This is a genomic window from Oleiphilus sp. HI0067 (assembly GCF_001635735.1).
In genome coordinates, this window is the sequence record NZ_LWFI01000941.1 from 1 (window position 1) to 1677 (window position 1677).

Here is a 1677-nt window from a genome sequence, read left to right on the forward strand (position 1 = left end):
CTTATCTGATGCTGTATGTCCTTGGTGTGTTATAGGGTATTACAGAATTCAGGCCGCAATCAAAGACCTGGGTATCGAAGACCAAGTCTCCATACGGTGGCATCCATTCGAACTGAATCCCTCTATTGCGGAAGAAGGTGAGAATCTCAGAGAGCATCTTGCAGCTAAATATGGAACGACGATTAACGGAAGTATTGAGGCACGTAAGCGTTTGACGGCTTTGGGCCAAGAGGTGGGCTTTCAATTCAACTACTTCGATGATATGCGCATGTTTAACACTCGCAAGGCGCATTTGCTGTTGAGGTGGGCAGAAGAGAAAGGCAAGCAAACTCAATTAGCCGAATCATTTTTCAGAGCCTATTTTTCGGACCACAAAGATATCTCAAGTAAGGAGGTTTTGCTGCAAATAGTCGCTAGTTTAGGCCTAGATAAAAGCGAAGCCGAAGACGTCTTAGATAATCCTACTTTTCAAACTGAGTTGGTCGAGATTGAGAGAAAGTGGCTGTCTGGAGGTTTTCACGGAGTGCCGGTAGTGATTATTAACGGTGAAGAAGTTCTACAAGGTGCTCAAGAAACCGAAACCTACCGCGAAGCTTTAACTACAGCATCCTAAAGACAGAACTACATAGAACAGAGGAATTTTTATGTTTACATACTATGAAACCAATACTGCGCCAGAAGAGTCGAAATCGTTAATGGAAGCTTCGTTGAAAGGTTTTGGCATGATACCTAATTTGCACAAGATATTGGCAGAAGCACCTGCTACTTATGAGGCTTACAATACTGTATTTAGCCTATTCATGAAAAACACAACCCTGTCGCCGATTGAGCAGCAGGTAGTTTTTATGACTGCGAACTTCGAAAATAACTGCCACTACTGCGTGCCGGGCCATACCTGGATGATGCATTCCGCGAAAATGCCTGAGGAAGTTATCGAAGCATTACGTGAGGGTACTGAGATACCTGACGCTAAGCTTCAAGCTTTGCACGACTATGCTAAAGCACTACTAGATAAGCGTGGTCACATTGGAGATGAAAAGCTACAAGACTTTATTGAAGCGGGTTATACAAAGCGCCAGGCATTGGAAGTATTAACTGGTTTATCGGCAAAGTTGATCTCCAATTTTACCAACGCATTGGCACACACTGAGCCAGATGATGCGTTTAAGAAATATGCTTGGATACATCCTTCACAGCGATAAGATATATATAATCAATAAAGGGGAATTCAGACTTCCTATGAACTACTCCTTTATTGATTAATAACATCTAAGGTGCCTTGAATGGTTTGCCGCAATGTTGGCATGTAGCGCCAATTTTGGTTTCCTTTTCGCTATGAACAGCTTCACGAATATGATCAGCTGTTCTGCGCGAAAGTCCTAGTTGCTTTCTCAATGCCTCAATGTCTTCCTCTTCCTGTTGACAGATTATGCCATCTTCCAGTGCTTTTCTAAACTCTCTTTGGAGGCTGGAACGGCGGCGATGAATTTGCTCATTCAAGCCGCTTGCGATAATGCCTGCGGGTAAGGCTGCCATGCCGATACCAATCACGGTGATAAGTGCTCCGAAGATTTTGCCTGCAACCGTGATTGGAGTGACATCGCCATAACCCACTGTAGTAAGTGTGGCCACGGCCCACCACATGGCTTGGGGTATTGAACCAAACGCATTGGGTTG

At 44.2% G+C, this 1677-nt stretch carries 3 protein-coding genes; 2 read left to right on the forward strand and 1 reads right to left on the reverse strand.

Annotated elements, in window-relative coordinates; translation table 11 throughout:
- Together A3739_RS11655 and A3739_RS11660 are read left to right on the forward strand one after the other, a co-directional pair.
- A partial coding sequence (locus tag A3739_RS11655; protein WP_068501478.1) for a DsbA family oxidoreductase occupies positions 1-613 on the forward strand: 613 nt, incomplete at its 5' end.
- A gap of 31 nt (positions 614-644) precedes the next feature.
- Positions 645-1202 (forward strand): carboxymuconolactone decarboxylase family protein, encoded by a 558-nt coding sequence (locus tag A3739_RS11660; protein WP_068501481.1) that lies wholly within the window; start codon positions 645-647, stop codon positions 1200-1202.
- Positions 1203-1269: 67 nt separating this feature from the next.
- Here A3739_RS11660 and A3739_RS11665 read toward each other — a convergent pair.
- On the reverse strand, positions 1270-1677 hold a 408-nt coding region (locus A3739_RS11665), incomplete at its 5' end, for a potassium channel family protein (protein WP_197472287.1).

Excerpts from the sequence above, each read along its gene's own strand:
- A3739_RS11660 (WP_068501481.1), top strand. The coding sequence starts at position 645 with ATGTTTACATACTATGAAACCAATACTGCGCCAGAAGAGTCGAAATCG.